Consider the following 24,931-nt stretch of genomic DNA (forward strand, 5'->3'; position numbering starts at 1 on the left):
CCGCCCCGAGATTGCGGGCGGGTGTGCCAGGAGACCGTTGTCTACGAGGCGGCTGCGTAGCTCACAGGGCATCAGATGCCCTCTCCCGTACACGTTCCGTCTTTCCGATGTTCGTTCTGATGACCCCGGGCCGGCACTACAGTGCGCGCCGTGGAGATACCCGACTACCTACCCCACTGGTGGGTCTGGATCATGCTCGGCCTTGCGGCGCTGCAGGCCATCGGCCTTGTTCCGATCAGTGGCCGACTGCGTGCCTCGGATCCCGCCGTGCGGTCCGAGGCACGCTTGGACTTGCTGGATGCCGTGGGCGCTCTGCTGTCCTTCGGTGGCTTCGGACTGACCCTGGTGGGGTCGGCGTCCTGGTTCTGGCTCGGGCTGGTCGGCTTCGCTCTCATGACGGCCGGGTACGCGGTCAAGGGCGTTCGCCTGTTGCGGGCCCGACGTCGTCCCACCGGCTGACGCCCGCCGGCTCCTAGCTGTCGGCTCCCAGGTCGTTCCGCATGGCGTCCCGGAGGGCTTGATATGCCTGGTCGAAGCGGAGGCGGCCTGCGGCATGCGGGGCGCTGTCCCGGGTGCATCCGTCGGCCGCGGTGCCGGGTGACTGCGCGCGCGGTCCACAAGTAGCGCTGCCCGTCGGACATTCCCGCGATCTGGACGTGGACGCGGCCGGGCGCGGCGAAGGCCTCGTAGACGTTTCCACAGCGGGCAGGTTCCACCGGCCCGGGAGAAGTGGAAGCCGGTGGCCGACTGACGCTTGGACATGTTCCCGGCCCGGTCGACGCGTACGAAGGAGAACGGCACGCCGCGCAGGCGGGGCCGCTGCAGGGTGCTGAGCCGGTGGCAGACGGTCTCGTAGCCGAGGCCGTAGCGGTCGGTGAGGCGCTCGATGTCATAGCGCACCTCTTCGGCAGCCGCGTGGAAGGGCCGGTACGGGAGGATGAGCGCGGCGGCGAAGTAGTTGGCGATGCCGAAGCGGGCGAGGGCGTGGGTGGCGGAGCCCTCGGGAAATTTGGCGGTGGCCTGGCGGTCCAGTTCCTCGTCGTACTCGAGCAGGGCGGCGTCGCCATGCGGAACGCGCGTTGTCCTGGTCGCTGCCGGTTGGACAGGTGAAGGGTTCGGGGCGCCGCGTCGTAGTGGTGCAGTCGGTCTCCGGCTTCCGCCGCCAGGTGGACGCCGTGTCGGTCGGCGAGTCTCGCCATGAGCGCGCGCAGGACCTCTCCCGCCCGGATGCCGATCTCCTCGGCGAGTTGCTCCGCGGCGAGGTCCGTGCCGTGCAGGTCGTTCTGGTGGCGGTAGAGGAAGTCGCGGATCTCCTCGTGTGGCGAGCGCGGGGTGTCGTGCTCGCCGCCCCGGCCGTCCGCCACCTCCGTGAGCCGTTCGGACAGGCTCTGGTTGCGGCGGCCCAGATCGAGCAGGACCTGGGCCACACCCGGCATCCGTGAGGCGAGCTGCGCGAGGTCGGCCGCTGCGACGCTCGACTCGGCAACTCGGGGTCCGCTCCGCACGCCGGGTGAATCGCTGTTGCCGCCGCGTTCCAGGGTGGCCCATCCGTAAGTTGCCAGTGCCTTCGAGCCCTACTGCGTGAGCCAGCAGAGTGTGGCCACAGCACCGCTCAGCGCAATCGAGAAGCACTGCGCACGACCGGCGCCTCACCCGGTCCTCGTCAGCTATGGCCAGCCTCACCCGGCGACTCCACGGCCAACCGGTGGGGGCTGGCTAGGTCGCCGGGTCCGCCGTAGTGCTTGTTGAACGACTCCCCAGGGGGCCCGAGGGCGATCGAACCCGCTTTCCTGGGGTTTCACGGGGCCGGCGTGCGCCGGACGACTTGGCGGTCATGTCTGGCACTGAGAGGTCGCGGCGCCGGTCCAGTTGCTCCAGGCGCCTCCCGCGGGTTTAACGTGGACGCGAATCTCGACTTTGGCGTTGACGACGAAGCAGACCCGGGTGGTGCTGCCGATTTCGGTGGGACCGGTGGTCGAACGGCGGGGGACGAGGGCGCGTCCGTTGCCGATCTTGACCCAGTGGCCACCGGAGACGACGCGGAAGAAGGCTTCGTACTCGACGTGGGCGGCGTGGGGGCTGGTGTTGCGAAGAACGACGTGGGCCTTGATGTCGCGGGTGTAGATGCGTCCTTCCTTGCCCTTCTCGGCGCTGATGCAGCCGTTGGCCGCGATGCCCCCGGTGGAGACGGAGCCGCCGCAGGCGACGGCGGCGGCGTGGGCGTTGGCAGCGGGAAGCAGGAGGGCGAGCGCGGTGGCGGAGGCCAGGGCTGCGGTGCGCATCAGACGCATGGAAGTCCTTCCGGTTGAGGAATGTCCCATCTTCTACCGGAATTTCGAATTGTTCCTCCTCCGCCACCCTTTCGCGTGACCTTCTTCCGCGCGTAGCCCCGCGCGGGCGGCGAACCTACGGGCAGCGCCCCAAGCGGGTCGCCACCGCATCGGCCGCGGTTACCAACGGTCCCGGCCGCACGAAGATCTCCATCAACCGCGCAGCGGCGCGGTCGGGTTCTATGTCAAACGCCTCGTGGCCATGGCTGACGACTCACGCATACGCGGCCGCGTGCCCCTCGGGACAGGGAGCAGGCCGCGCCCCGACCCGAAGTGCCGGTGGAAGAGCACCCCTTGCGGGAGGCTGACGGCCCGAAGCCCATAGTTCGGACGTGGTCGCCGACCGATCCGCCCGCCCTGTGGGGGCGCCAGAAAGGCACCTGGAGATGGGCGCTCGTGACCGCCAAGCGGGACTGGCCCGACCGACACCGACGGGACGACATCGAAGTCACACCGCACCGTCTGGCGGCTCTACGCAGGACTGCGTTCACCAGTAAGAGAACGGTGAGAACCGATAATTGATCCGGCTTTCGGCGCCAAATGACCTAGTCTTTAAGGAACTTGACGATGAATAGGTCGGTCGATGGCGTTCTCTTTACCAGGTTTGCAGTGCGCCTCAGGTCCGGCCGCGGAAGGAGTGCAGTGCCTCCCGTACGCCCGAATCGCCGTTCCCTCATAGCCGGTGGCCTCGCAGTAGCCGCCGCAACCGCCGTTCCCCTGTCGGTGTCCACGCCCGCAGTGGCAGCCGGTCTCATCCCCATCCGGCTGGCCGGGCCGACCGGTCCCGCTCCGGTGGGCGCCGCAGAGCTGCACCTGGTCGACCCGTCGCGGACCGACCCCTGGTCGGGGCAGCCGCGCGAGGTGATGGTGACCGTGACGTACCCGGCCGCCGACGTGCGTGGCCGCGCGATGCTCCCCTGGCTGCCCTCTGGTGCCGAGCGGGCCCTGAAGGCCCGCTTCGGGGGCGCGGTGGACGGCTACGCGCTCCCGAGGACCCACAGCGCGAACCGCGCGCCGGCCCGGCCCGGCCGCCGGCCGGTGCTGCTCCACTCGCCGGGATATAACGCGGACCGCACGTTCAACACGCTGGTCATCGAGGAACTGGCCTCCTGGGGCTATGTAGTTGTCGCGATCGACCATCCCTACGACTCGGGCGAGGTGGAGTTCCCGGACGGCCGCGTGGTCGTCAACCGCCCCGACGACGCCAGCGACGAGGCCCGCACGGCCGCGGTCGCGGTGCGCGCCGCCGATCTGCGGTTCGTCCTCGACCAACTGACCGTGCTGGAGCGGGGCGGCAACCCCGACGCCGAGGGGCGTCCGCTCCCGCGCGGGCTGCGCGGGACGCTGGACCTCACGCGGGTCGGCGCTTTCGGGCACTCCCGGGGCGGCGCCGCGTCGGCCGCGATGATGTACCTGGACAAGCGGGTGCGGGCCGGCGTCGATCTGGACGGCGCGCTGTACGGGCCGGTGGTCAAGCACGGTCTTGACCGGCCGTTCCTGCTGATGGACACGGTGGTCCACGACGGGCTGAACGAGGACGAGACCTGGCCATCGTTCTGGGCGCACCTGAGCGACTGGCACCGCTGCCTGCGGCTCACGGACGCCGACCACAACTGCTTCACCGACATCGTGGCCATCGCCCCGCAGCTCCCCGAGGCGGTACGCAATACGCTGCAGATCGGCCCGATCCCCGCCGACCGGGCGGTGGCTGCCGTACGGGCGACCGTGCGCGCCTTCTTCGATCTCCAGCTGCGCGGCCGCCCGGACGCCGGGCATCTGCTGTGGGGGGCTTCGCCGCGCTATCCCGAGATCGAGTACGTAGCCGGATAGCAACCGGCGCCGGACGCCCTCAGGCGGTCTGCCCGCGGCCCTGCCACACGACGACGGCCGCCACCAGCAACACCCCGACTGGGCGGGCCCGTTCGGTACGAACGAGGAAGAAGGCCCGGACCTGGAGAGGGCGGACCAGAGCGGGCCCGTCACGCACCGGCAGGTGGGTCAGTTCCCACGCGGTGGCGGTCAGAGTCACGGCAGTTGGCGCCGATCAAGTCCTGGGACATCGCGGCCCCCGCGCCAGGCAAGGGATCGGCAGCCAGTTTGTGTAGGGCGTGCCAGGAGTCGTACGCGGCCAGCAGTACCGTCCCATGGTGGTGCAGGTCGGCGTAGACCCCACGGGCGCCCTGCAGCAGCAAGGTGCTCAGAACCCAGCGCCGCAGCCAGGGTCGAGGGTTGCTGGTAACGATCTCCAGGCCGGCCGGGGGGCCGGGTGTCGTCGGATCACCACCTTCGCGGCGGCCGATCAAATCCACGGCAGTGGTTTCTTCGCGGGTCAGGACCGGAGCGGTGCGCGGCGGCGGGCTACCGCCGCCGCGCATCCGCAGGATGGCTGGCCAAAGAAGCCGACCGGCGCCCCAACACACTGCATCCCCTACTCGGCCCACCGCCCGCATCCTCAACGGTGGCGATCTCCCACACAGCCAGAATATGGAGGCGGCCCAGGAGGAGTACGTCCGTCATGCTTCCCAGATCCGGCGTCAACGACATTAGGCGTCCGGCAACTCCAGTGCCCGCTCACAATCGTCACCGGTCGACCAGCCCGCACAACCGGAGGAAGCGCGCCGGAGAGCGCGGTCGCGCCTCCGGCGTCCGGACAGCAATGTTGTGCGGCAACCGCCACGTCCTCCCCTCCCCTCCCCCCGCCGCCGGGCTCGCGGAGCGCGCGCCCGGCGGTCTCGGAAGACGGGCGGCCCGCCCCCGTGGCGCGGGCCGCGGAGGATCGCGGTCGGTCAGTCGCGGTTGCCCGCCTTGTCCACCACCGCCGTCGTGACGATCGAGTCACCGCCGAGGACCTTGCCGTGCGCCGAGATAATCTGGGTGCCGACGATCCGGTAGGTCCTCGGGTCGATCAGCCACCGGTCGTGGATCGATTCACCGGTGGCGGAGTTCTCCCCACGGAAGTAGTTCAGGGCGATCACCCGGCGTCCGGCGGCGGTGTCGACCAGGTGGCCGGTGACCTCTCCGCCCGGTACGAGTGCGAGGGCGCGGTAGAGAGACGCCAGGCCCTTGGCCGGCATCACGTCGGCCGACAGCAGGACACTGATCTCGGAGTAGTCGTTGCGTGCCTGTGCGGCATCCTTGGAGTCGGCGATGGCATCCTGCTCGCGCAGCGCCTTCAGCGTCTGCTTGCCGTCGGCGGGCAGGGCGGTGAGGACCCGGTACATCTCACGGGGCGAGCGGTCATCGCCCTCGCCGCCGTTCTCCAGGTGCATCTTGGTGACCTCGAGCGGGTGGTGCTTCAACTGGAAGGCGCTGGCGGAACCGTCGTAGCGGATCCAGTTCTCCACATCGCCCACGCGTTTGTTCGCCTCGTTCGCAGGCTCCTGCACCGACTTGGTGTAGATCCATTGCTTCGCCTGCGGAACGGTGCCGTCCGGCTGTGTCTGGACCGCGTCGGCGGCCTGCCGCAGGAACTCCGCCGCGCTTACTCCCTTGAAGCGCACGCCCTGCGTGGCTGCGGGCTGCACCGCGCGCCCCTCGCCCTTCCCGCCCACCAGCAGGGTGGCGGCGACGGCGACGGCGGTCACCCCGGCCACGACCGCGACGATCGCGAACTCCCGTCGTCGCCACAACGCCCGACGCGACTCCCTGGCTCGCACGGCTTCGGTGAGCCGTGCCCGCCCCGGTGCGAGCCGGCCTCGGTCGGGTACCGGCGTGTGGGCGCGCAGCTCACGCACTTCGGTCATCTCGTCCATGGCTAGGCCACCTCCGCGGTGTCGATCACGAACGTGGGATCGGCGCCCAGCGCCGTACGTACCTTGCGTCGCGCCCGGTTGAGCCGCGAACGAACCGTGCCGACGGGTATGTCCAACGCCTCCGCGACCTCCTGATAGGTCAGTTCGGCCCAGGCGATGAGCAGCAGGACGTGCCGGTCCGGCGCCGACAGTCCCGCGAGAGCGCCGGCCAGCGGGCCCTGCGCCGCGATCCGGCTGTCGGTGTCCTCCAGCCAGAACGGGCCCCCGGACGCGGCGAGCGGGTCGTGGCCGGTGCGGGCGAGCACCCTGAGCGCGCGCACCTCGGCGCGGCGCTGCTTGCCGATGAGGTTCCCGGCGATGCCGTACAGCCAGGGGCGCGCGTTGGCGCGGCTGTGGTCGTAGCGGGACCGGATCCGGAAGGCGATCAGGAAGGTGTCGGCGGTGATGTCGTCAGCGGCCGCGTCGCCCAGGCGACGGGCCGCGTAGCGGTGGACATCGGGGGCGTAGCGGTCGTAGAGCGTGGCGAACAGCTCCGGCTCCTCCAACGACTGCGCGACGATCTCCGCGTCGTCCATCGTCGGTGCCGTGGACGGCGGTGGTCCGCTCACAGTGCTTCCCCTGACTCCTCGGTGCGTGCCGGTCACCTGTTGTTCCCCGCTGACATCCAAAAGGTTCACGGTTTCGCGAAAGCCGTCGCACCCCCGGTGAACACGCAGGCGCTCAGGGAATCACCGCCTTCGGTACCTTCCGCACGGAGGGGCCCAGTCTCCGAGGCTCGTCCGACCGTTCGCGGATCGAACGACTCGAGATCCGGGTGAGCCCGGCGCCCGGTTGCGCTTCCTCGCCGATCCGCGCCAGGCGCCCGACGCACAGACGCCCGGGCCGCGGGGTTGTCACCAGTTCCAGTTGCAGAGGCCGCCGCCCGTCCTCACCGCCGACGCCGCGAGCCGGGCACCCTCCTTCCAGACCGTCGGGAGGCCATCGCGGTCGTGTCGTCGACGTCGGCGGCTCTGAGCCTCGTGATGCAGCGGTCGGCCGGCTCCCCCACGGCGGCAGAGCGAACACCTCGACGCCATCGTTCTTAGGATCGATGACCTCCTTCGGCAACGGCCACCGGGCGAGCTGCTCCAGCGGCGAGATCTCGGCCGAAGGCGCCTCGAAGTAACCGAAGGCGCCTCGAAGTACATATCCCACTCGACGGTGGTGCTGTCCGGCTCGATGAAGTGACAGGACCCAGACTCAAAGGCCCGACCGATTCGCCGGCGGCTCATTCGCCAAGCGGTCCCACAAGGAGCATCCGTGCGCGGTGAACGCGTCCACGGGGCGAATGCCGCCCCGTCCCGAAGCCAGCGACTGCACCGACGGCCTCAGCGGGGACGACACGCGGAAAGCGGGCCATCGAGGTGCGCCGGCGGTGTTCGGGTTGCCGGTGCGCGCGAAGTTCGTCCAGTAGCCGACCATCCGGTCCGACAGGGCGGACTGCTCACCGGTCAGTGGTCGTTCGGTGGGAAAGGAGGGGAACAGGTACGGCATCTCGAAGCCGTGCGCCGCACCGTAGGGGAAGCCCGGGTTCGTCGGCAGGCCGGCAAGGACGGGAGCCTCTCGGTCGCTGAACGCGTAGGCGTACAGCGGCAGGTCCCGAGCGTGGGCGGCGATGGCGCGGCCGGCTGCCAGCGTGGTGCACGTGAAGGACCGGTCGGTCAGCGCCGCGGCCCAGGCCAGCGCGGGAGAGCCATGGCGTGCTGCCGGGTACTGTGCCTCGACGGCCGCGGCCGCGGGCCCGAAGGCCTCCGTCAGTCGGGCGCGATAGTCGCTCTCTGTGCGGAGAGGGAACGCGCCGAGCGACACGCCAACGAACATCCGCATCTCGTCGTGGTTGGTGCCCAGCACGACCGGCACGCGGTGGAAGCGTCCCGCTCGCAACGCCTTGTCCGGTGCGACCAGCAGTAGCCCGTTGCCGTAGGCAGGACGGTTGAACGACTGCATCAGCTGCGCGGTGGCAAGGCGTCCGGTGCTCTGCCCGCGCAGGCACGTGAGCACCTCCCTGGCGGCGCCCTCCGTGCAGCCCAGCTGCCGGGCGGCTTCCGCGCCTGCCGTCTGGACATCGGTCTGCGTGGCGAACGGCTCGTACGCCGGTGTTCCGGGGGCGAGAGCTCCCCGCGGGAAGGACGTCAGGCAAGAACCGCTCTGCAGGACGGCGCTTTGGAAGAGGCCCGCGGCCGTCGGTGAGGTGAGGTGCGCGCAGATGCCGATGGCGCCCGCGGACTCGCCGAACAGCGTGACCTTGCCCGGATCTCCGCCGAAGCGCAGGACGTTGGAGCGGACCCAGCGCAATGCGGCTTGCTGGTCGGCCAGGCCGAACGGCGGGACGGTGCCCAGTGCGGCATGTCCGAAGTAACCGAAGATACCCAAGCGGTAGTTGACCGTGACGACGACGGCGTCACCCTGAACCGCCAGGCGTTCCGCGCCGTAGTCGCTGCCGGAACCGCCCAGGAACGCGCCGCCGTGCATCCACACCAGCACGGGCCGCTTCTTCCCCGTCGGCTTCGTCGCGGGCACCGTGACGTTGAGGTAGAGGCAGTCCTCCGAACCGACGACAGCGCCTGCATCCGAGGGCCCGCCGACGCCCGTACCCGGTGCCGGCATCTGCACACAGCGCTGCGCCGGCTGTGTCGCATCCCTGATGCCCTGCCATGCGGCAGCCGGCACGGGTGCATGCCAGCGCAGCGGTCCGGTCGGCGGTGCGGCGTAGGGCAGGCCTTCGAAGGTGGCGTACGCACCGTGCGAGACGCCACGTACCAGGCCCAGCTCGGTTCGGACGACGACACCGCCCTGCCCCGCGGAGTCGACAAGACCAGGGCGTGCGTCGGCTGGTGTGACCGCGGCCATGAGGAGGGCCGCCGCGCTCAGCAACGGGAGGAGCACCCTGCGAAGAGCGGCTCTCCGCACGGAACTCGGCGCGGTCGTGGTCGGGGACATGGGCTCCCACCTTCTTGGGTCGGGGACGGCACGGGACAAGGGCGTGCCGGGCCGCGATCGGTCGTACGCGGGCACACCGGCCTGGCTGGGCCCGGTACGTGCTCTGAACAGGGGCATCGGCGCGGACGGTTGCTGCCGGTGATAAATACGCTAGAACCTCCCGCGCGCTGGAGGTTCAAGAGCTGTGACGCAAGAAACGTGGAGCATCGGCGAGCTCGCGGCCGGCACGGGCCTTCCCGTCAAGACGGTCCGCTACTACTCCGACAGCGGCCTGCTTCCCGTGGCCTCCCGCAGCAGCGGTGGCCATCGCCGCTACGGCCCCGAGGCATGGGAGCGGATCCGGCTCATCAGACGCCTGCGGGCGTTGGACACCCCCATCGCGACCATCACCCAAGTGGTCACCGGCGAGCGCACACTCGACGACCTGGTGTCGTCCGAGCTCGGAGCAGTGCAGGAACGCCTGGCCCAACTCCGGTGGCGCGAGGCCACACTCAAGGCCCTCGACCACTGTGCAGCCGAGGAGCGCCTACGGCGGCTGGAGATGCTCTCACGGGTGCAGAGGCTGCCGGAGGCGCAGCACAGGCTCACCGAGCACTGGTACCGGGAGCTGTCCCCGGCCATGCCCCGACGCCGACTCGACATCATGATCGCCATGTTGGCCCCGGAGCCACCACAGGACCCCACCCCCGTCACGGCCCTGGCCTACGCCGAACTTCATCTGCTCATCGCCACGCCCAGATTCACCCGCTGGACCCAGGACCACGACGAGGAGATGCGCGACGGCCCGGCCTTCTACGCGGAGATCGACGAAGCCGCGACCCTGACGGCATCCGCCCTCGCCCAGGGACTGCTGCCCGGGGCGGGACCCGTGGTGGACGCCTTCGTGTCGGCCCACGCCCGAGCCCGCGGGGCGTCGGACTCCCCTGCCTTCCGCGCCTACCTGCACCGGCTGGTGTCACGGTCGTCGGCTTTCGATCCCCGCCTGGAGCGGTACTGGTCCCTGGTCGGCACCACCACGGGTGGCCGCGTGCTGAACATGACGGTGGCGCATCGATGGCTGACTGAAGGCCTGCATCTCTCGATAACCGGCACCCCGCCGTCTCCGACGCCTCTTCACACGCCGTGATGGCACGCCGTGACGGCACGCTGAACCGTTCGGACGCCGCCATGCTCGCCGGAACTCCCGACTGCGCAGCGAGGGCCCCGCCGGAGCGGGGCCCTCGCTGCGCAGTCGGGCGCGCCGACCGTAGTACGGGTCCTCAGCTCACGTCGACGTAGTCGCCGGAGGAGTTGCTGGCACCGGTGGTGGTGTTGCCGCTGTAACGCCAGCGCCAGGTGCCGTCCTGGGAAGCCGTCACCGTGGTCTTCAGGTGACCGGTGCTGCCGGCGGTCACGGACTTGACCGTGGAGTAGGTGCTGGAACCGGCCAGCTTGAACTGCAGCTTCACCGACCGGCCGCCGTAATTGTCATAGCGGTGCTGACTCCAGTTGGCGCGCTGCACGGTGCCCGTAACGGTGATCTGCTTGCCCTTTGCGACGGGCTCCGGGGACGCGTTCGCGCTCTGGATGCGCGAGGCACGCTGGAGGCTGACCGTCGCGGAGAGCAGGTCGTCGTCGTAGCCACCGTTCTTCTTGATGGCCGTGCCGAGAGTCTTCCACGCGGCGGCGTCACTGTTGACGAGGTGATTGCCATGACCGACCGGCATCCCGTTCGGGTCGATGGTCACCGTCTCGTCGCAGGCGCGGAAGGTGTAGCCCCCCGCAGACGACGTCCTGCAGCTCCACCGGGTCGAGGAGATCGAGAGCATGTACCTGGTGGACCCGCTGCTCCGGTACGCATCGACATACCAGTCGTCGAGCGCCACGTTGCTCTTCACCGTGTACGTCAGTCGGGCCTCGACTTCGGCACTGATGCCGACGACGATCGGCTTGCCGTTGTTGAAGACGACTTTCGAGAAGGAGATGTCGCTTTCAGCCGCGTGCGCGGCCGGCGCCGTGAGCCCCACGCCCACCAGCGTCATACCCCCGGCCACCACCGCGGCGGCTACGCTCCGCGCGGTCGCCGGTCTGTTCCGCTGTACAGCAGCGGATGTTGCAGTGATCAATCCCCACCCCTGAGTCACATACGAGAGCGGCGGGCCCGCTGCCCGCCGTCGGAACTCTAGATCATCCAGGGGCGGCACCCGGCGCCGCTCCGCGCCCGGTGGCCAGGGCGCTGACCGTGTCACCACCCCGACCGAGAACACCGCAACCGGCCGGCCTTACCGCTTCGCCGGCACCTACCAGGACCCCATGGACCTGCACCACATGGGCGCCCGCGACGAAGACTGTCTGGGAGGCGGCTGCTCCGAAGACACCGACGGCAACAGCGGCGGGTGCCTCACGGTCGGCGTGGGAAAGAAGGCAGTCACCCAGGACAACGCCTTCGGACGGGCACACGCCGCTGCCCATGAGCCAGCGGTGCGCCTCGGACCCGTTGCCGTCCGGACCTTTCTGCTGATCACCGGGGTTCCAGCCGCGGTAGGAGTCGTACAGGTCGAGCAGAGCCTGGCGGAAAGAATCGGGCTGCGCTTCACCGCTTGCCAGGGGCGATCTCGTCGCCGTACATTCCCTGCACCCGGCTCGTCCGGTCGCTTCGTCTATCCCTTTGAGCACATGAGGAGCGCCCGCTATGACGGGTGTACTGGCGGTCGCAGGCGGCACCGCATCCGGCAAGTCCACTCTTGCCGAAGCCCTTTCGCTGCAGTGTCCCGAGAGCATCGCGCTGATCCATCTGGACGACTACTACGTGCCCGCGCACGACCCCCTGAGGGGTGTGTGGACGGTCAGTGCCGACCACCACGCCATCCTGGACTGGAACCATCCGGGCTCGATCGACGAGACAGCGGTGACACACGCCATTGACGCGGCGCTGCTGCGAGCCGGTGTGCTGCTGGTGGTGGTCGAGGGCCTGTTCGCTCTGACCCTGCCGTCCGTGGTCCGGCGAGCCGCGTGGCGGGTGTATGTCGACACCCCCGACGACATACGCCTGGCCCGCAAGATCCTCCGGAAGATCGAGGTGCAGCGGCAGGACCCCCGGCTGTCCCTGCGCAACTATCTGCAAACCGGCAGAGACCGCCACGCAGCCCACGTCGCGCCCTCCCGGGCGGCGGCCGACCTGATCGTGGACGGCACCGCGAGCGAGGCAGAGATGCTGGCGGTCGTCATGCCGCTGATCGGACCGGCCCTCGCGCCACTACCCACGGCGCCCTCGCAGGCGCAGAGGGTGTGCGATGTGCCCCGTAACGCCGGTGTCCCTGTATTCGCGCTGTGAGGTGCCCGAGGCTCCCGGAATTCATTCGTCGTCCATCGGCCTTCATGCCGGTGGTGAAGCGAATCTGATGGTCGCGTCGCGGAGCGTCGCGGATTCAGGTCCGGCGGAGTCGGGGAAGAAACAGGAAGCCACGGGTTCCCGACCCAACCCCGCGGCGCGTAGCGGCACAGCGACAAGTCGGGAAGGCCACAATCCTCTGGCCTCCGCCCGAGGTGCAAGTCAAGGCAGCGCGGAAGCCGGCGGCGCTGCGGCGGCGACAGGTCTGGCTATGGGCCTCAGAGCAGGAGTGGTTTCGACGCACTGACGGATATCACTTGGGTGCATCAGCCACGAATGGCGATGGGACCTCGACATTCCCAGGCGACGCATGGTTCAACTCCGCGACCTTCGGGACCCGAGTGCGGAGGAAGAGACGATGCCGAGCGACGCGCCGTTCGGCGGCCTCGCTCTGGTTGTGCCAGAAGTGCCGCCGGTCCGCGACCTGGACGGGCTGCGGCGCACCGACAGTGTCTGTCGACGGGTGTGGCGCGGGCTCACTCGTGGCAGACCACAACCGCCACGGCGGGGTCACTCCTCGGTGGGCAGCCAGTTCCCGTGCAGGCCCAACGGGACCCGCACCGGAATCCGCACCCGTGCGACCGGGCCGGAGCCAGGGTCATCCGCCGGGATCACCAGCAGCCAACTGCTCTCGTCCGTACGGTCGGTGGCGTACGTCATCCAGTAGCCGCCCTCGCCGCCAGGGGAGCCGGGAGACGGGGCGAACACCGGCTCCCCGACGGACAGGTCCCCAGCGTCCCAGCTCACGCTGGTGCCGTCGGTGTCCCTCCCATCGTACCAGCGCAGGGCGTTGTACTCCCCCGGCAACAGGTCCAGGTCCCCTGTCTCCGAGGCCACCGCCAGTTGGTGATGCCGTCGGCCGATCAACCGGTCGTCCGTACGCGGCAGCTCCATGCGCGCGTCATCCAACAGGGTGCGGCGCATCGTGCCGGCGAGCGGGTCGATGACCGCGCGGACCAGCCCTCCGGCATTGGCTCCGGCCGACGTGTCCGGCTGCCCCATGGAGAGGTGCGACCACTGCACGTACTCGAGCACGACGTCACCGCCGTCAGGCTCCGCGTCGTAGGCGTTGACCGTGTGCCACAGCCAGAAGGCGTCGTCGGACGCCCAGCGCACCTGACCCCCGTCGCGAGGAATCAGTGCCACGCGCGTGCCCTGTTCCGGACGCCAGTCGATCAATGACCCGCCGCTCATCGCCGCGGCCAGGTCGAAGAAGACGGGGGCGAGTACCAGCACCAGGAAGCGCGCGGTCAGGGCCATGTCGTGGATCATCATCGGGGCGTCGAGGCCGTCGACGGTGGTGGGGCCGCGGACCACGTCGCCGGCGGGCCCGATGAGGGACCAGGTGAGGAAGGGCGGCTCCAGGGCGTAGCAGAAGACGGCCATCTCTCCGGTGAGCGGATCGATCTTCGGGTGCGCGGTGATGCCGGCGGGCAGCGCGCCGCCGAACGTCTCCTTGCCCGCGGTCTCCAGTTCCTCGGTCATCAGGAACGGGCACCCGGACTCGGCGAGTGCGAGCAGGCGTCCCGCGTGACGCACCACGTTGATGTCCGGCAGGTCCCGGAAGGTACCGGCCAGTGCCGGTTCGACGTCCGGGACCTGGGGAGTGATCATCGATTCCAGTCCGCCCCACAGGGCGCGTCCGGCCTGCTCTTCCGCGACCACCGCGGGGGTACGGACGAAGCGGTTGCGATAGCGGGCCTGTCCGCCGGAGATCCACACTCCGTGGAGCATGCCGTCGCCGTCGATCGGATAGAGGAACGAACCGATCGGGCTGAAACGAGGGTTGGGCCCGTTGCGCAGGAACAGCCCGTCCAGCTCCGCCGGCAGCTCTCCCGTGACCTCGAGCCCGGTCTCGTCCACTTCCTCGGTCACCGGGGCGAACCGGCCGGAGAGGTGGGGTACGCGCGTGGGGTCGAACGTCTGCGGAGCGTGCGTGGCCATCACGGCCTCCCTCGACGGCGCGATGAGCGTCGTGTGCGTGTGCCGCCTGCATCTTCATTCAATAGCTCCATCGGGCCCGCTGCAATGTGTGTGCCGGGCGGGCACGACAGCGCGGAGCCGGGCCGCTAGATAGGGCGCGGTGGCGCTGCGGCGGGCCTTTGCCACCTTGGCCGGCTGCCCGGCCGCGACCACCCTGCCGCCCGCGTCGCCGCCGCCCGGTCCGAGGTCGATGACCCAGTCGGCGGTGGCGATCGTGTCCAGGTCGTGCTCGACGAGGACGACCGTGTTGCCGGCGTCGACGAGCCGGTGCAGCTGTCGCAGCAGCAGTGCGATGTCCGAGGGGTGCAGCCCCGCGGTCGGCTCGTCGAGCAGGTAGAGCGCGTGCCCGCGGCGGGCTCGCTGCAGTTCGGTGGCCAGTTTGATGCGTTGTGCCTCACCACCGCTGAGTTCCGTGGCGGGCTGGCCCAGCCGCAGGTAGCCCAGTCCCACCTCGCGCAACGTCTCCAGACTGCGGGAAGCGGCTGGGACGGCGGACAGGAACTGGGCGGCGGCGTCGACGGACAGGGCCAGCACCTCCGCGATGTTCTTGCCGCGGTAGGTGACTTCCAGCGTTTCGGCGTTGTACCGGGCGCCCTCGCAGGTCGGGCACGGCGCGTAGGTGCCGGGCAGGAAAAGCAGTTCCACCGCGACGAAGCCCTCGCCTTGGCAGGTCTCGCATCGCCCTTCGGGCACGTTGAAGGAGAACCGCCCGGCCGAGTAGCCGCGCGCCCTGGCCTCGTCCGTCGACGCGTACAGCTTGCGCACCGCGTCGAACATCCCCGTGTACGTGGCCAGGTTGGACCGGGGAGTCCGACCGATGGGCCGTTGGTCGACCAGGACCAGCCGGTCGAACGACTCGACCCCCGACGTGTCCTGGACATCGACCTCCAACTGCGCCTCGTCGGGCTCCTCGGGTGCGAGTCCGAGGTGGCCGCGGACGACCTCGGCGAGCACCTGCGTCACCAGCGTCGACTTTCCGGAACCGGACACGCCCGTCACCGCCGTCAGCACGCACAGTGGTACGTCGACGGACACGTCGTGCAGATTGTGGCGGGAGACGCCGCGCAGGTGCAGCCAGCCGTGCGGTGTGCGCGGGCGGTGGTCGAGCGGCTGGGCGCGCCCGAACAGGTACTGGCTCGTGGCCGACTCCCCGACCGCCTCAAGGCCCGCGACGGGGCCGCTGTACAGCACGCGTCCGCCGCCCTCCCCCGCGCCGGGGCCGATGTCGACCACCCAGTCCGCCCGCCGTACGACGTCCATGTCGTGCTCCACGACGAACAGCGAGTTGCCTGCCGCCTTGAGCCGGTCCAGCACGTCCAGCAGGGGTTCCGCGTCGGCCGGGTGCAGGCCGGCGGAGGGTTCGTCGAGGACGTAGACGACACCGAACAGCCCCGAGCGCAACTGGGTGGCGATCCGCAGGCGCTGCGCCTCGCCGGGCGACAGGGTCGTCGAGCGGCGTCCGAGGCTGAGGTATCCGAGGCCCAGGTCGAGCAGTACGTCGACCCGTGCGACCAGATCGGCGCAGATCCGGACCGCGACCTCGGTCGTTTCCCCGGATCGGGCGGTCGACGTGGTGGCGTCGGCCCTGGATCGCCCGGCGACGGGTCGCAGCAGCGCCACCGCCTCGGTGAGCGGCATCGCGTTGATCTCGGCGATGGACCGTCCGGCGAAGGTCACGGCGAGCGCCTCGGGCCGCAGTCCGCTGCCGTGGCACTCGGGGCAGGGCACGCTTCTGACGAACCGGAGGGCCCGTTCGCGCATCTTCTCGCTCTTGGAGTCGGCGAGGACGTGCATGACGTGCTTGCGGGCGCTCCAGAACTTGCCCTGGTAGCCGTAGTCGACGCGGTCCTCCTCCGGCTCGACGTACACCAGGGGCTGCTCGTCCGTGTACAGCAGCCAGTCCCGGTCCTTCTTCCTGAGCCTGCGCCATGGCCGGTCGATGTCGATGCCCAGGCCGTTCACGATGCTGCGGAGGTTGGCGCCCTGCCAGGCGCCGGGCCACGCGGCGATGGCCCCCTCGCGGATGCTCAGCGAGGGATCCGGGACGAGCAGGTCCTCGGCCACGTCGTGCACGACGCCCAGTCCGTGGCACTCCGGACAGGCGCCGGCCGCGGTGTTGGGAGAGAACGACTCGGCGTCCAACCGTGGAGCGTGGGGTGGATAGGTGCCGGCGCGGGAGTACAGCATGCGCAGCAGATTGGACAAGGTGGTGATGGTGCCGACCGTCGAGCGCGAGCTGGGCGACCCGCGCCGCTGCTGCAGGGCCACGGCGGGCGGCAGTCCGGTGATCTCCTGCACGTGCGGTGCGCCGACCTGGTGCAACAGCCTTCGGGCGTACGGCGCCACGGACTCGAAGTAGCGCCGTTGGGCCTCCGCGTAGAGCGTGCCGAACGCGAGCGAAGACTTGCCCGAACCGGAGACGCCGGTGAAAGCGACCATCGCGTCCCGCGGAACGTCGACATCGATGTTCCGCAGGTTGTTCTCACTGGCGCCCCGGACATGCACGAAGGGGTCGCTCGCGTCCTTGCCGACCATCCTTCCTGACTACCTCATCGGGCCGGGAACCGCGCGACGAGGGCTCGGTCCGGTCGGCGGGCATTTACGCCGCACGAAGGGAGTCAGCTGTATCTGGTCGCGTTGCTCGGACATGGCGAAGCAGACTTCGACGCCACCGTCGCAGGAGTGGTGCATGCACGGCATGCAGGTGTCGGTGACGAGCATTCCCACCCCTGCTCGTCTCCACCATCGCGGTCTTCGGGCAGGGGGTTCGCTGTCCCCGCTTGGGCCCGAAGACCGCGCGATGGCCGGTATGGCGTGGTGTGGCTCGCCATCACGTCCCGCGTCGGACTTCAACCCGGCGCGAGCCGCATCGCTCATGGAGCCCCGCCCGACGACCGGGCGGGGCTCCACCTGTTGCATGCATGTGCTCTTCGGCAGCGACATCGTCACAACCCAGGCGCCAGGCGGTGATGTGCCGGCCGCCGCCTGACGGGAGGGCTCAGGTTCGCGTACGGGAGCGCTGTGGCGTCAGTTCGATGCGCTGCCCGAGACCCACTGGCTCCACGGCATGTTCCAGTCGCTGAGTCCGTTGCCCGGGGCGACGGTGGCCTTGTCCGGGGAGTTCTTGACGATCACGACGTCGCCGGTCATCGAGTTGTCGAAGAACCATGCGGCGGGCAGCTTGCCGTCGTCGGCGTTCCTGACGTCCTTCAGTCCGACACAGCCGTGGCTGGTGTTGACCTTGCCGAAGACCGAGTCGCCACCCCAGTAGTTGCCGTGGATGAACGTGCCCGAGTCGGTCAGGCGCATGGCGTGCGGCACGGCCTCGATGTCGTAGGAGGGCTTGCCGTTCTTCTCCGTGAGGCCGACGGTCGCACCGTTCATGTGGATCTGCCGGTACTTCTCGGAGATGACCATCTGGCCGTTGTACGTCGGGTGCTCGGCGCTGCCGGCCGAGATGGGGATGGTCTTGATCGTCTTGCCGTCCCGCACGACGGACATCTGCTTCGTCTTGGCGTCGACGGTGCTGATCTGGCTCCGGCCGACCTTGAACGTGACCGTCTCCTGGACGCCGTCGCGGCTCATCTTGACGGTGACGGTGGAGCCGGGCTTCCAGTAGTGCTCAGGGCGGAAGTCCAGCCGGCTGTTGCTGAGCCAGTGGCCGACGACCTGCTCGCCGCTGCTGGAACTGACCTGGATCTTCGACTTCAGTGCGGCCTTGTCGCCGATCGCCTTGTCGAAGGTGAAGGTCACGGGCATGCCCACACCAACGGTCGAGCCGTTCTCGGGCGAGAGATGCCCGAGGAAGTCGTTGGGCGGGGAGACCGTGGAGATCGCGGCGTTTTCGATGGCGGAGCGGCCCTTCGCATCCTCGGCCTCCGCCGCGACCTGATATCGGGTGGCCTGCTTCAGCGGGCCGGACGGCGTCCAGGACGTACCGTCCGCGGACAGGGTGCCCGGAACCTCGGTACCCGTCGCGACGTCAGTCATGGTTACTTTGGTGAGCTTGCCGTTACTTACGGCGACATTCACGGGGTCGTTGATTCCGACACCGTGGGCCCCGCCGGGCGTGATCTTTATTCGGGCGTCGGAAACGTCCTGGGTATCCCCGTGATGCGCGTGCGCCTGCGTTTCAGGGTGAGCCCCGGTGTCGCCGGTGGCGGCGTAGCTGGTACCGGCCAGGGCCGTGAGCACGAGGGCCCCGGCCGAAGCCATCAGCACGGTGCCTCGCTTGCGTGCGGTGATCAAACTCTTCTCCCGGGCCGCTGGTCGTTGATTCCCCCGACTGCTTTGCGGAGGGGCAATGAGCCCCGAGGGTCTATTTTTACTTATTAGTCCGTTTTAATGGGCAGATTGTGATGGGTTTCACGCATTATGTGTGCGGCACTGAGATCCGCCCGACGGCCGGATGCCGTGTGATCGATCCGTCCTCTTCGACCGCAGCGCAGGCCTATGGCGACAGGTCTGGCGGTGACCTGGTTCATCGGCGCTCGGTGCGCGCTGTATGAGGTGCGGCAGGCGCCCCAGCCTCGGGCCAAGGCGGCGCCTGGCGCCGCCACGCATGCGAGCGTGGGCGGGCACCTTCACGGACGAGAGCAGCCGCTGCCGCGCCCGGTGTCCGGGTGCCCGCTCGCACTGGCTCTCCGTAGACGCGTACACGTCAAAGTCGACGCCGGCAGATGGAATGGCCGCCTCAGGAACGATCGCCCGAGGGCAGAACGAGGTCATCACCAGGCCGCTGAGGCCTCTCAGCCTGCCCTGATGGAGCTGAGGATCCGGCGGACTCCGCCGAGGACCGCGGCGCGATCACCCCGCCCGTTAGGCGACGAAGTCTCGACGGCAGTGTCGAAGATCCGCACCTCCTGATCGGCAGCGGGTCCCAGACAGACGAGGGCCCGGTCGAGTTCCGGCAGTCTCAGGCCGTCACAGAGCTCGCCTCGCGCGAGGGCCACCAGGTCGGTGGTGACGCGCTCGCGGTCGCCAAACCTCGGGCCATTTGGTCCCCGCCGCTCAGTTCGTCGCCCTGTCCCGCGCGCCGTCAGTATCGAGCCGGATGAGGCCGTGAATCTCCACAGTGATCGCCACGACGGCGTTCTCACCTTCAGGTCTGACCGTGGCCTCTGTCAGGGACTGCGTCGCCTGCTGGTAGCGAAAAGGATCAGCGCGGTGAGTGCAGCGAGCACGGCCACGACGATGGCGGCTTCCAGCTCGATGACGGCCAGGACGATGAACAGGACGACGGCCAGAATGCACCCCACGACGATGCGACTGCTGTCGGTTCGGCGCATGCGCTTGGGGGGCTTCCATGGATCGCCTTCGTGGAACGCCATCGGCGCCTCCGGGATCGGTCTCTGCTTCCAGGGTGCGCCGGATGGACGGACCACGCATGGCAGGGCTGTGGTCGTGAGGTCAGCGAGCGTGGGCGACGGTGACGACCACATGCCGCGTTGGCCCGCAAGAGCCTCGACAGTGAGCCCTCGCGCTGCCGCCCTCCTCAATGCCGGGCCATCGCCACCTTCGGGCATCCAGCTATCCGCCGGCCCGAGTGAGACCCGACGCTGGTCGATCCGAAGACTCGGTCTCGGCTCGCGGCTGCGGATCGGCGTCGTTGACCATCGAGGCCATCTCTCGGACGCGGCCCGCTAGCATCCGGCCATGAGACGAGACCAACCACCGAGGCCCCTTGCCGTCGGCAACGTCCTCACGGTGTACTCCGATGCGCTCGGCGCCTGGACCGCCTCGCAGGTCACCGGCTTCGACGTCGCGGCACAGTGCGCTGCGGTGCTCGAGCTGGACTGGTCCGGGACCGAGCCCCGGACCGTGGCCGACCTGGGCGACGACGTGCGGCCGCTCCGACTCACGCACCACAGCTGGGGCGGCAAGGTCTCGCACTGCAACCACGGGTGGATCCTTCCGAGGAGCTTCACGGTGATCGGCTCCCTGCCCTCGCTGGTGACCGCACCCACTTACTCCTATGGCCCGACATGGGGGCGGGGTGAACAACTGGCCCGGCAGCGGCACTGGGACAGCGGTGACCGCGAGGACTGGAATGCCCCGTACGCATTGACGTGCACAGCCGACGAACTGGCCGACGAACACACCCGCGACGTTGTGCAGGCGGGTGTCAAACACCTCACCGTCCATGGGATAAGCCGCCTCGACTGCGCCCGCCTTGTCAGCGCCTTCCCGAATCTGACCCGCTTGTCGCTGTCGGGGAACCTGGGCACGCTCACCTCGGCGGCCGTCCTGAACCAGTTGCCACGGCTGCAGGGGCTCACCATCCGTGACCTGTTCGGGATGGAGCCAACAGACTGTCTGCTGCCGCGCCAGGTCCCGGAGGTGGAGGATGTGTCGCTGTACGGCATTCCGGCCGACTACGCGGCCGCAACGCGCAAGACCTGGCGTCCACACATGCGGCACGGAGTGGAGCTCGACATCCGCGGCGCCCGTAAGGCGGAATGGGTAGCGGCCAACGCCGCCAATCCGCTCCGCGACTGGGACGGCCGAGAGCACATACCCCGCACCAGTTACCGCAAGGCCGTCACCCAGTACAAGGCCACACGGGACGCCTTCCTATCCGAGATCGCCAGCGGCGAGCAGCACGGCAGCATCTTGGAGATCGGGCGCGCCTTCGGAGCCGCATTCAACACACTGGACCGCCGCACAGGCTTCATCGAAACCGTGGAGCGTGAAGAGCTGTTCGACGCTCTGGACTTCCTTGCAGGTGAAGCACAGACAGCTGCCGGGCACGACCTGAGCACCGCCCGCGCGGCACTCATCGAAGGCGTGGACTCCATCCGCGACTGGTGACCGCCGACGATCGACTGCCACTCGCCGCCCTTTCGGCCGGCGAACCCCGGTCCGCACTCGGTGCAGAAGCCCGTCGATCACCTGTCGATACTTGTGGATCAGTGATGGCTCACAATGATTCGCGACCCAGGTGCTCGAGTCCGTCGATGGCGCTGAGGCGGGCGTGCAAGGTGGGTTCGGGTGTTGAGGTCTCTGTGAGCAAGAGGACGCGGACCGTGGGGTGTTCCGGGGTGTAGAGGTCGTCCTGACCGCCGTCGCCGGGGATGGCGTTGGGCTGGATCTCGATGCGCCCGTAGGCGCCCTGGGCGAGTTGGTAAGCGCCTCGGTAGTCGCTCTCTCGCTCGGTAAAAACCACATCGAGGTGGGTGGTAACCAGCCGAACCAATTCGCTCCCGGTGTGGGAGTTGGTGCTGTAGATGTCGTAGTCGGTCATGGTGAACTGACCTTATCCCGTCGTCCTGATCCCGTACCTGCCACGCTGCGCCCCACCGGTGCTGACAGATACCTGCGTTGGAGGACCTCGATCAGTTCGTGGAGCACGCCCCACGCCCGCAAGGCCGGGGCCCCCGGCGACAACCCGGTGCATGCCGATCTGTCCATGAGCATCAACGAGATCGCCGTCAGCGTCGACCACACCTGACCTGACACGAGCGGTGACCTCGTTGCACAGAGCGGATTGGCGGCCTCGGGAGGCCGAACTCGCTGTCGATACCGCCCGCGTGGCAGCGCGGCGGAATGCACTGGCTGCCCGATCGCACGGGTGCCTACGAAGATGCCTCTATCGCCAGCACAAAGGGCAAAATCGACCGGCCGGAACCGCCGCAACGCCGCCCATGGCGCAGCCGGCAGCGGCACGCGCCGTGCGCTGCGGTCCTGCGGTCGCGGCCATCTCCCGCCGTGCCGGCCGGATCACCTGGCGCCGCGGATGTGCTGGCGCAGCAGATCGCCCCTACGGTGATCACCGCGCGGTCCGCCGTGCGTCGGCCGGCGATGGAACGGCAAGCGGGGTGCGCCCCGGTGGTGTGCGCACCAGAACGCGCCCTCTTGCCCGAGCGTCCCGGCTCAGCCGCTGATCGGCGCGCCGAACTCGGGGTACCAGTCCTCGCCGGTGGCGAGCCCGATGGTCTCCGCACTGAAGCCGACCCCGCGGGTGAAGGTGATCCGCACGCCGTCGCCGCGCAGCGAGGTGAGCGCGCCGTACCAGCCGTTCTCGCCGGGCGCGCCGACGGCCAGGTCGAGCCGACCGTCGCGGTCGGTGTCGGCCAGCGCCAGGGCCTCGCCGAAGGAGTCGCGGGACTCCGCGACGCCGGGCACGCCCGGGGTGTCCTGGTGGAAGGCGTACGAGCCGGTGCCGGTCAGGCCTTTCGCGGAGCCGGGGAGCACGGTGACGGAGCCGGTGAAACCTGTCAGGCCCACACCCTCGTCGATGGCGCCGGTGACCAGGTCGGCCCGTCCGTCCCGGTTGACGTCGCCGAGCTCGACGGACCAGCCGAAGCGGTCGCCCTCCTCGACGACCCCGGGCACCCCGGCAGTGTTCTGCGTGATCACGACCGCCCGTCGGCCGTCGACACCCTGCGCCGAGCCCTGCAGCACGGTCACGCTGCCGCCGTCCCGGGCGCCGTGCACCTCCTCGCTCCCGTAGGGCTGCCCGGACACGACGTCGCCGTGGCCATCGCCGTCCACGTCGCCGATGGCAAGGGAGAGCGCCGGTGGCAGCTCGCCCGCCGCGCGACGCTTCGCCGGAACCCCGGGTGAGAGGTAGAGGACGCCACCGGAGCCGCTGAGCGGGTTGGTCACGGCGGCCAAGTCGTCCCTGCCGTCGCCGTCGACGTCCCCGGCGGCAAGCGCGGTGATGCCGGTGCCGGTGGCGGGCATCGCCGACGCCTCGAAGTCGGCGTGCGCAAAGCCCATTTCGCCGGACTGGCCAGTACTCCGGTTGAGGTAGAGCCACAGATGGGTGCCGCTGCCCGTGCTCGCCGCGATGTCGGCATAGCCGTCCCCGTCGAAGTCGCCGGCGGTGACCGCAGTGCCGAAACCGGTCTGCTCGATGCCCAGCGGCTGGCTCAGCGCCCCGCCCGCACCGAGTCCCTTCGGGCTCCCCCACAGCACCGTGACCGTGCCCCAGTCGTCACCGCGCGGGACGTCCTCGCCGGGCGAGCCGACCGCGAGGTCGGTGTATCCGTCCTTGTTGAAGTCCCCCGCCGCGGTGGACGCGCCGAAGCGGTCGAACGCCTCGGCGACACCCGGCACACGCGGCGTGTTCTGACTGACGACCGCCGTCCGCGAGGACTTGATCCCGGCGGACGAGCCGTAGGCGACGACGACCGCCCCGGCCAGGTTGTGCCCGTCGATCGCCGCGTCGGGCGCGGAGACGGCGAGAGTCGCCGTAGCCGTCGCCGTTGAAGTCGGCAGAGGGCATCGGTATCCGGGCATGGGCGACGGCCGGGGGCAGAAGGACGGAAGCCGCGAGGGCGGCCGGCAGCGCGGCGCCGACGACGATGAGTCTTCGCATGACACGACAGACCCCTTCCTGGCGCCGATGGTTGTACGAACGCCAGACGGGAGCCGAACGCAGCGGAGCGTGAACCATCTCAAGAGCCATGCCCGTCCCCTGGCCAGTGCTCGCCGCCGCTGCAGCGACTCAACGTAGCTCCACAGGCGGCAGTGAGATCCAGAACCCCCGGCCGCCCGGGCTGTCATCCAGCGACTTCGGCTCGTGCTTGGCGTCCGCCGAGCAGGTGGCCGGCCTGGCCAGCAGCGCGCGGGTCCTTGGCCGTCGCCCTGTCGTCGCCGCGGCGCCCCGCGAGGCGGGCGCTATCGGCTCAGGACAGCCCAGGCGCAACGGGTGCTCTAGTTAGAAGCCATCTCATTTGGGCGGCTCGGTATTCTGTGAGTCATGGCGGGGATCGTTGAGCGGCTGGTGCCGGACGAGTTGTGGGAGTTGTTCCAGCGGGTGGTGCCGGAGGCGCCGTCGCGGCCGCAGGGCGGTGGTCGGCGTCGGCACGGTGACCGGGAAGTGCTGGCGGCGATCGTCTTCGTGGCCACGTCGGGTTGTACCTGGCAGCAGCTGCCGTCGGCGTCGTTCGGCCCGTCGGGAGCGACCGCCCACCGGCGGTTCTCGGAGTGGTCGAAGGCCAGGGTATGGGCCAAACTCCACCGCCTGGTCCTCGACGAACTCGGTGCCCGCGGCGAGCTGGACTGGTCGCGGTGCGCGATCGACTCGGTGAACATGCGGGCCCTGAAAAGGGTGACCTGACAGGTCCGAATCCTGTCGACCGGGGCAAGTACGGCTCGAAGATCCACCTGATCACGGAACGGTCGGGTCTGCCCATATCCGTCGGCATTTCCGGGGCCAACCTGCACGACAGTCATGCCCTCATGCCGCTCGTGGAGGGCATCCCGCCGATCCGCTCGCGCCGCGGCCGGGTACGGCGCAAGCCCGGCAAACTCCACGCCGACAAGGGCTACGACTACGCCCACCTGCGGCGATGGTTACGCGCACGCGGCATCACCCACCGCATCGCCCGCAAGGGAGTCGAGTCCTCCCAAAGGCTGGGCCGCCACCGCTGGACCGTCGAACGAACCATGTCCTGGCTCGCCGGCTGCCGCCGCCTCCACCGACGCTACGAACGCAAGGCCGACCACTTCCTCGCTTTCACCAGCATCGCCTGCACCCTCATCTGCTATCGCCGACTCACCAGATGAGC

18 protein-coding genes and 2 pseudogenes are annotated in these 24,931 nt (G+C 69.4%); 7 read left to right on the forward strand and 13 right to left on the reverse strand.

Annotation, left to right across the window (positions count from 1 at the left end; translation table 11 throughout):
* Positions 1-150 precede the first annotated feature (150 nt).
* Positions 151-459, forward strand: a complete 309-nt coding sequence (locus tag OG406_RS04630) for a hypothetical protein (RefSeq protein WP_164369248.1) — start codon at positions 151-153, stop codon at positions 457-459.
* Positions 460-563: 104 nt separating this feature from the next.
* Here OG406_RS04630 and OG406_RS04635 read toward each other — a convergent pair.
* Together OG406_RS04635 and OG406_RS04640 are read right to left on the reverse strand one after the other, a co-directional pair.
* A pseudogene (locus OG406_RS04635) lies at positions 564-1,487 on the reverse strand (short-chain fatty acyl-CoA regulator family protein); the annotation flags it as partial.
* A gap of 345 nt (positions 1,488-1,832) precedes the next feature.
* Positions 1,833-2,282 carry a hypothetical protein gene (locus OG406_RS04640; protein ID WP_266850516.1) on the reverse strand — a complete coding sequence of 150 codons (450 nt, stop codon included), beginning with the start codon at positions 2,280-2,282 and terminating at the stop codon, positions 1,833-1,835.
* A gap of 771 nt (positions 2,283-3,053) precedes the next feature.
* On the opposite strand from OG406_RS04640, the gene OG406_RS04645 reads away from it, so the two are divergent.
* A complete protein-coding gene (locus OG406_RS04645) occupies positions 3,054-4,160 on the forward strand; it encodes an alpha/beta hydrolase family protein (protein ID WP_329184170.1) in 1,107 nt (368 codons plus the stop codon).
* Positions 4,161-4,179: 19 nt separating this feature from the next.
* Here OG406_RS04645 and OG406_RS04650 read toward each other — a convergent pair whose 3' ends face one another.
* From OG406_RS04650 to OG406_RS04660, 3 genes are all read right to left on the reverse strand, one after another.
* Positions 4,180-4,359 (reverse strand): hypothetical protein, encoded by a 180-nt coding sequence (locus OG406_RS04650; RefSeq protein ID WP_329184172.1) that lies wholly within the window; start codon positions 4,357-4,359, stop codon positions 4,180-4,182.
* A 757-nt stretch (positions 4,360-5,116) separates the two neighbouring features.
* Positions 5,117-6,082 carry a CU044_5270 family protein gene (locus tag OG406_RS04655; RefSeq protein ID WP_329184175.1) on the reverse strand — a complete coding sequence of 322 codons (966 nt, stop codon included), beginning with the start codon at positions 6,080-6,082 and terminating at the stop codon, positions 5,117-5,119.
* 2 nt (positions 6,083-6,084) lie between these two features.
* Positions 6,085-6,690 (reverse strand): RNA polymerase sigma factor, encoded by a 606-nt coding sequence (locus OG406_RS04660; RefSeq protein WP_327408049.1) that lies wholly within the window; start codon positions 6,688-6,690, stop codon positions 6,085-6,087.
* A 181-nt stretch (positions 6,691-6,871) separates the two neighbouring features.
* Here OG406_RS04660 and OG406_RS39385 point away from each other — a divergent pair.
* A pseudogene (locus OG406_RS39385) lies at positions 6,872-7,096 on the forward strand (DUF6207 family protein); the annotation flags it as partial.
* A 225-nt stretch (positions 7,097-7,321) separates the two neighbouring features.
* Here OG406_RS39385 and OG406_RS04665 read toward each other — a convergent pair.
* Positions 7,322-9,061, reverse strand: a complete 1,740-nt coding sequence (locus OG406_RS04665) for a carboxylesterase/lipase family protein (protein WP_329184179.1) — start codon at positions 9,059-9,061, stop codon at positions 7,322-7,324.
* 184 nt (positions 9,062-9,245) lie between these two features.
* Between OG406_RS04665 and OG406_RS04670 the strand changes: the two genes are divergently transcribed.
* Positions 9,246-10,187, forward strand: a complete 942-nt coding sequence (locus OG406_RS04670; protein WP_266850521.1) for a MerR family transcriptional regulator — start codon at positions 9,246-9,248, stop codon at positions 10,185-10,187.
* 133 nt (positions 10,188-10,320) lie between these two features.
* On the opposite strand, the gene OG406_RS04675 is transcribed toward OG406_RS04670, so the two are convergent.
* Complete coding sequence (locus tag OG406_RS04675; protein WP_329184180.1) at positions 10,321-11,082, reverse strand: hypothetical protein; 762 nt, start codon at positions 11,080-11,082, stop codon at positions 10,321-10,323.
* Between the two features lie 650 nt (positions 11,083-11,732).
* Between OG406_RS04675 and OG406_RS04680 the strand changes: the two genes are divergently transcribed.
* A complete protein-coding gene (locus OG406_RS04680; RefSeq protein ID WP_164369253.1) occupies positions 11,733-12,374 on the forward strand; it encodes a uridine kinase family protein in 642 nt (213 codons plus the stop codon).
* A gap of 567 nt (positions 12,375-12,941) precedes the next feature.
* Here the strand turns inward: OG406_RS04680 and OG406_RS04685 are convergent.
* The 4 genes from OG406_RS04685 to OG406_RS04700 form a co-directional block, all read right to left on the reverse strand.
* Positions 12,942-14,375: a carotenoid oxygenase family protein gene (locus OG406_RS04685; RefSeq protein WP_329184182.1), complete on the reverse strand. Its 1,434-nt coding sequence runs from the start codon at positions 14,373-14,375 to the stop codon at positions 12,942-12,944.
* 54 nt (positions 14,376-14,429) lie between these two features.
* Positions 14,430-16,949, reverse strand: a complete 2,520-nt coding sequence (gene uvrA / locus OG406_RS04690) for an excinuclease ABC subunit UvrA (protein WP_329184183.1) — start codon at positions 16,947-16,949, stop codon at positions 14,430-14,432.
* 492 nt (positions 16,950-17,441) lie between these two features.
* Positions 17,442-18,629, reverse strand: a complete 1,188-nt coding sequence (locus OG406_RS04695; RefSeq protein WP_443067139.1) for an Ig-like domain-containing protein — start codon at positions 18,627-18,629, stop codon at positions 17,442-17,444.
* 908 nt (positions 18,630-19,537) lie between these two features.
* Complete coding sequence (locus tag OG406_RS04700; protein ID WP_266850525.1) at positions 19,538-19,744, reverse strand: hypothetical protein; 207 nt, start codon at positions 19,742-19,744, stop codon at positions 19,538-19,540.
* A 325-nt stretch (positions 19,745-20,069) separates the two neighbouring features.
* On the opposite strand from OG406_RS04700, the gene OG406_RS04705 reads away from it, so the two are divergent.
* Positions 20,070-21,224, forward strand: coding sequence for a hypothetical protein (locus OG406_RS04705; RefSeq protein WP_329184186.1), 1,155 nt, complete (start codon positions 20,070-20,072; stop codon positions 21,222-21,224).
* Positions 21,225-21,333: 109 nt separating this feature from the next.
* Here OG406_RS04705 and OG406_RS04710 read toward each other — a convergent pair whose 3' ends face one another.
* Complete coding sequence (locus OG406_RS04710) at positions 21,334-21,657, reverse strand: hypothetical protein (RefSeq protein ID WP_266850527.1); 324 nt, start codon at positions 21,655-21,657, stop codon at positions 21,334-21,336.
* Between the two features lie 629 nt (positions 21,658-22,286).
* Positions 22,287-23,657 carry an FG-GAP and VCBS repeat-containing protein gene (locus OG406_RS04715; RefSeq protein ID WP_329184189.1) on the reverse strand — a complete coding sequence of 457 codons (1,371 nt, stop codon included), beginning with the start codon at positions 23,655-23,657 and terminating at the stop codon, positions 22,287-22,289.
* Between the two features lie 463 nt (positions 23,658-24,120).
* Between OG406_RS04715 and OG406_RS04720 the strand changes: the two genes are divergently transcribed.
* Positions 24,121-24,929, forward strand: a protein-coding gene (locus OG406_RS04720) for an IS5 family transposase (RefSeq protein ID WP_329184191.1) whose coding sequence is annotated in 2 segments (ribosomal slippage) — positions 24,121-24,465 and positions 24,468-24,929 — 807 coding nt in all. Because the reading frame shifts where the segments join, the coding sequence is not laid out codon by codon here.
* Positions 24,930-24,931 lie beyond the last annotated feature (2 nt).

The organism is Streptomyces sp. NBC_01428, assembly GCF_036231965.1.
GTDB lineage: Bacteria > Actinomycetota > Actinomycetes > Streptomycetales > Streptomycetaceae > Streptomyces.

Bases quoted from the DNA above. Each gene is read 5' to 3' on its own strand.
- OG406_RS04700 (WP_266850525.1), bottom strand. From the start codon at position 19,744: ATGGCGTTCCACGAAGGCGATCCATGGAAGCCCCCCAAGCGCATGCGC.
- OG406_RS04640 (WP_266850516.1), bottom strand. From the start codon at position 2,282: ATGCGCACCGCAGCCCTGGCCTCCGCCACCGCGCTCGCCCTCCTGCTT.
- OG406_RS04675 (WP_329184180.1), bottom strand. From the start codon at position 11,082: ATGACGCTGGTGGGCGTGGGGCTCACGGCGCCGGCCGCGCACGCGGCT.
- OG406_RS04665 (WP_329184179.1), bottom strand. From the start codon at position 9,061: ATGTCCCCGACCACGACCGCGCCGAGTTCCGTGCGGAGAGCCGCTCTT.
- uvrA (WP_329184183.1), bottom strand. From the start codon at position 16,949: ATGGTCGGCAAGGACGCGAGCGACCCCTTCGTGCATGTCCGGGGCGCC.
- OG406_RS04705 (WP_329184186.1), top strand. From the start codon at position 20,070: ATGAGACGAGACCAACCACCGAGGCCCCTTGCCGTCGGCAACGTCCTC.
- OG406_RS04715 (WP_329184189.1), bottom strand. From the start codon at position 23,657: ATGCCCGGATACCGATGCCCTCTGCCGACTTCAACGGCGACGGCTACG.
- OG406_RS04695 (WP_443067139.1), bottom strand. From the start codon at position 18,629: ATGGCTTCGGCCGGGGCCCTCGTGCTCACGGCCCTGGCCGGTACCAGC.
- OG406_RS04655 (WP_329184175.1), bottom strand. From the start codon at position 6,082: ATGGACGAGATGACCGAAGTGCGTGAGCTGCGCGCCCACACGCCGGTA.
- OG406_RS04680 (WP_164369253.1), top strand. From the start codon at position 11,733: ATGACGGGTGTACTGGCGGTCGCAGGCGGCACCGCATCCGGCAAGTCC.
- OG406_RS04685 (WP_329184182.1), bottom strand. From the start codon at position 14,375: ATGGCCACGCACGCTCCGCAGACGTTCGACCCCACGCGCGTACCCCAC.
- OG406_RS04710 (WP_266850527.1), bottom strand. From the start codon at position 21,657: ATGACCGACTACGACATCTACAGCACCAACTCCCACACCGGGAGCGAA.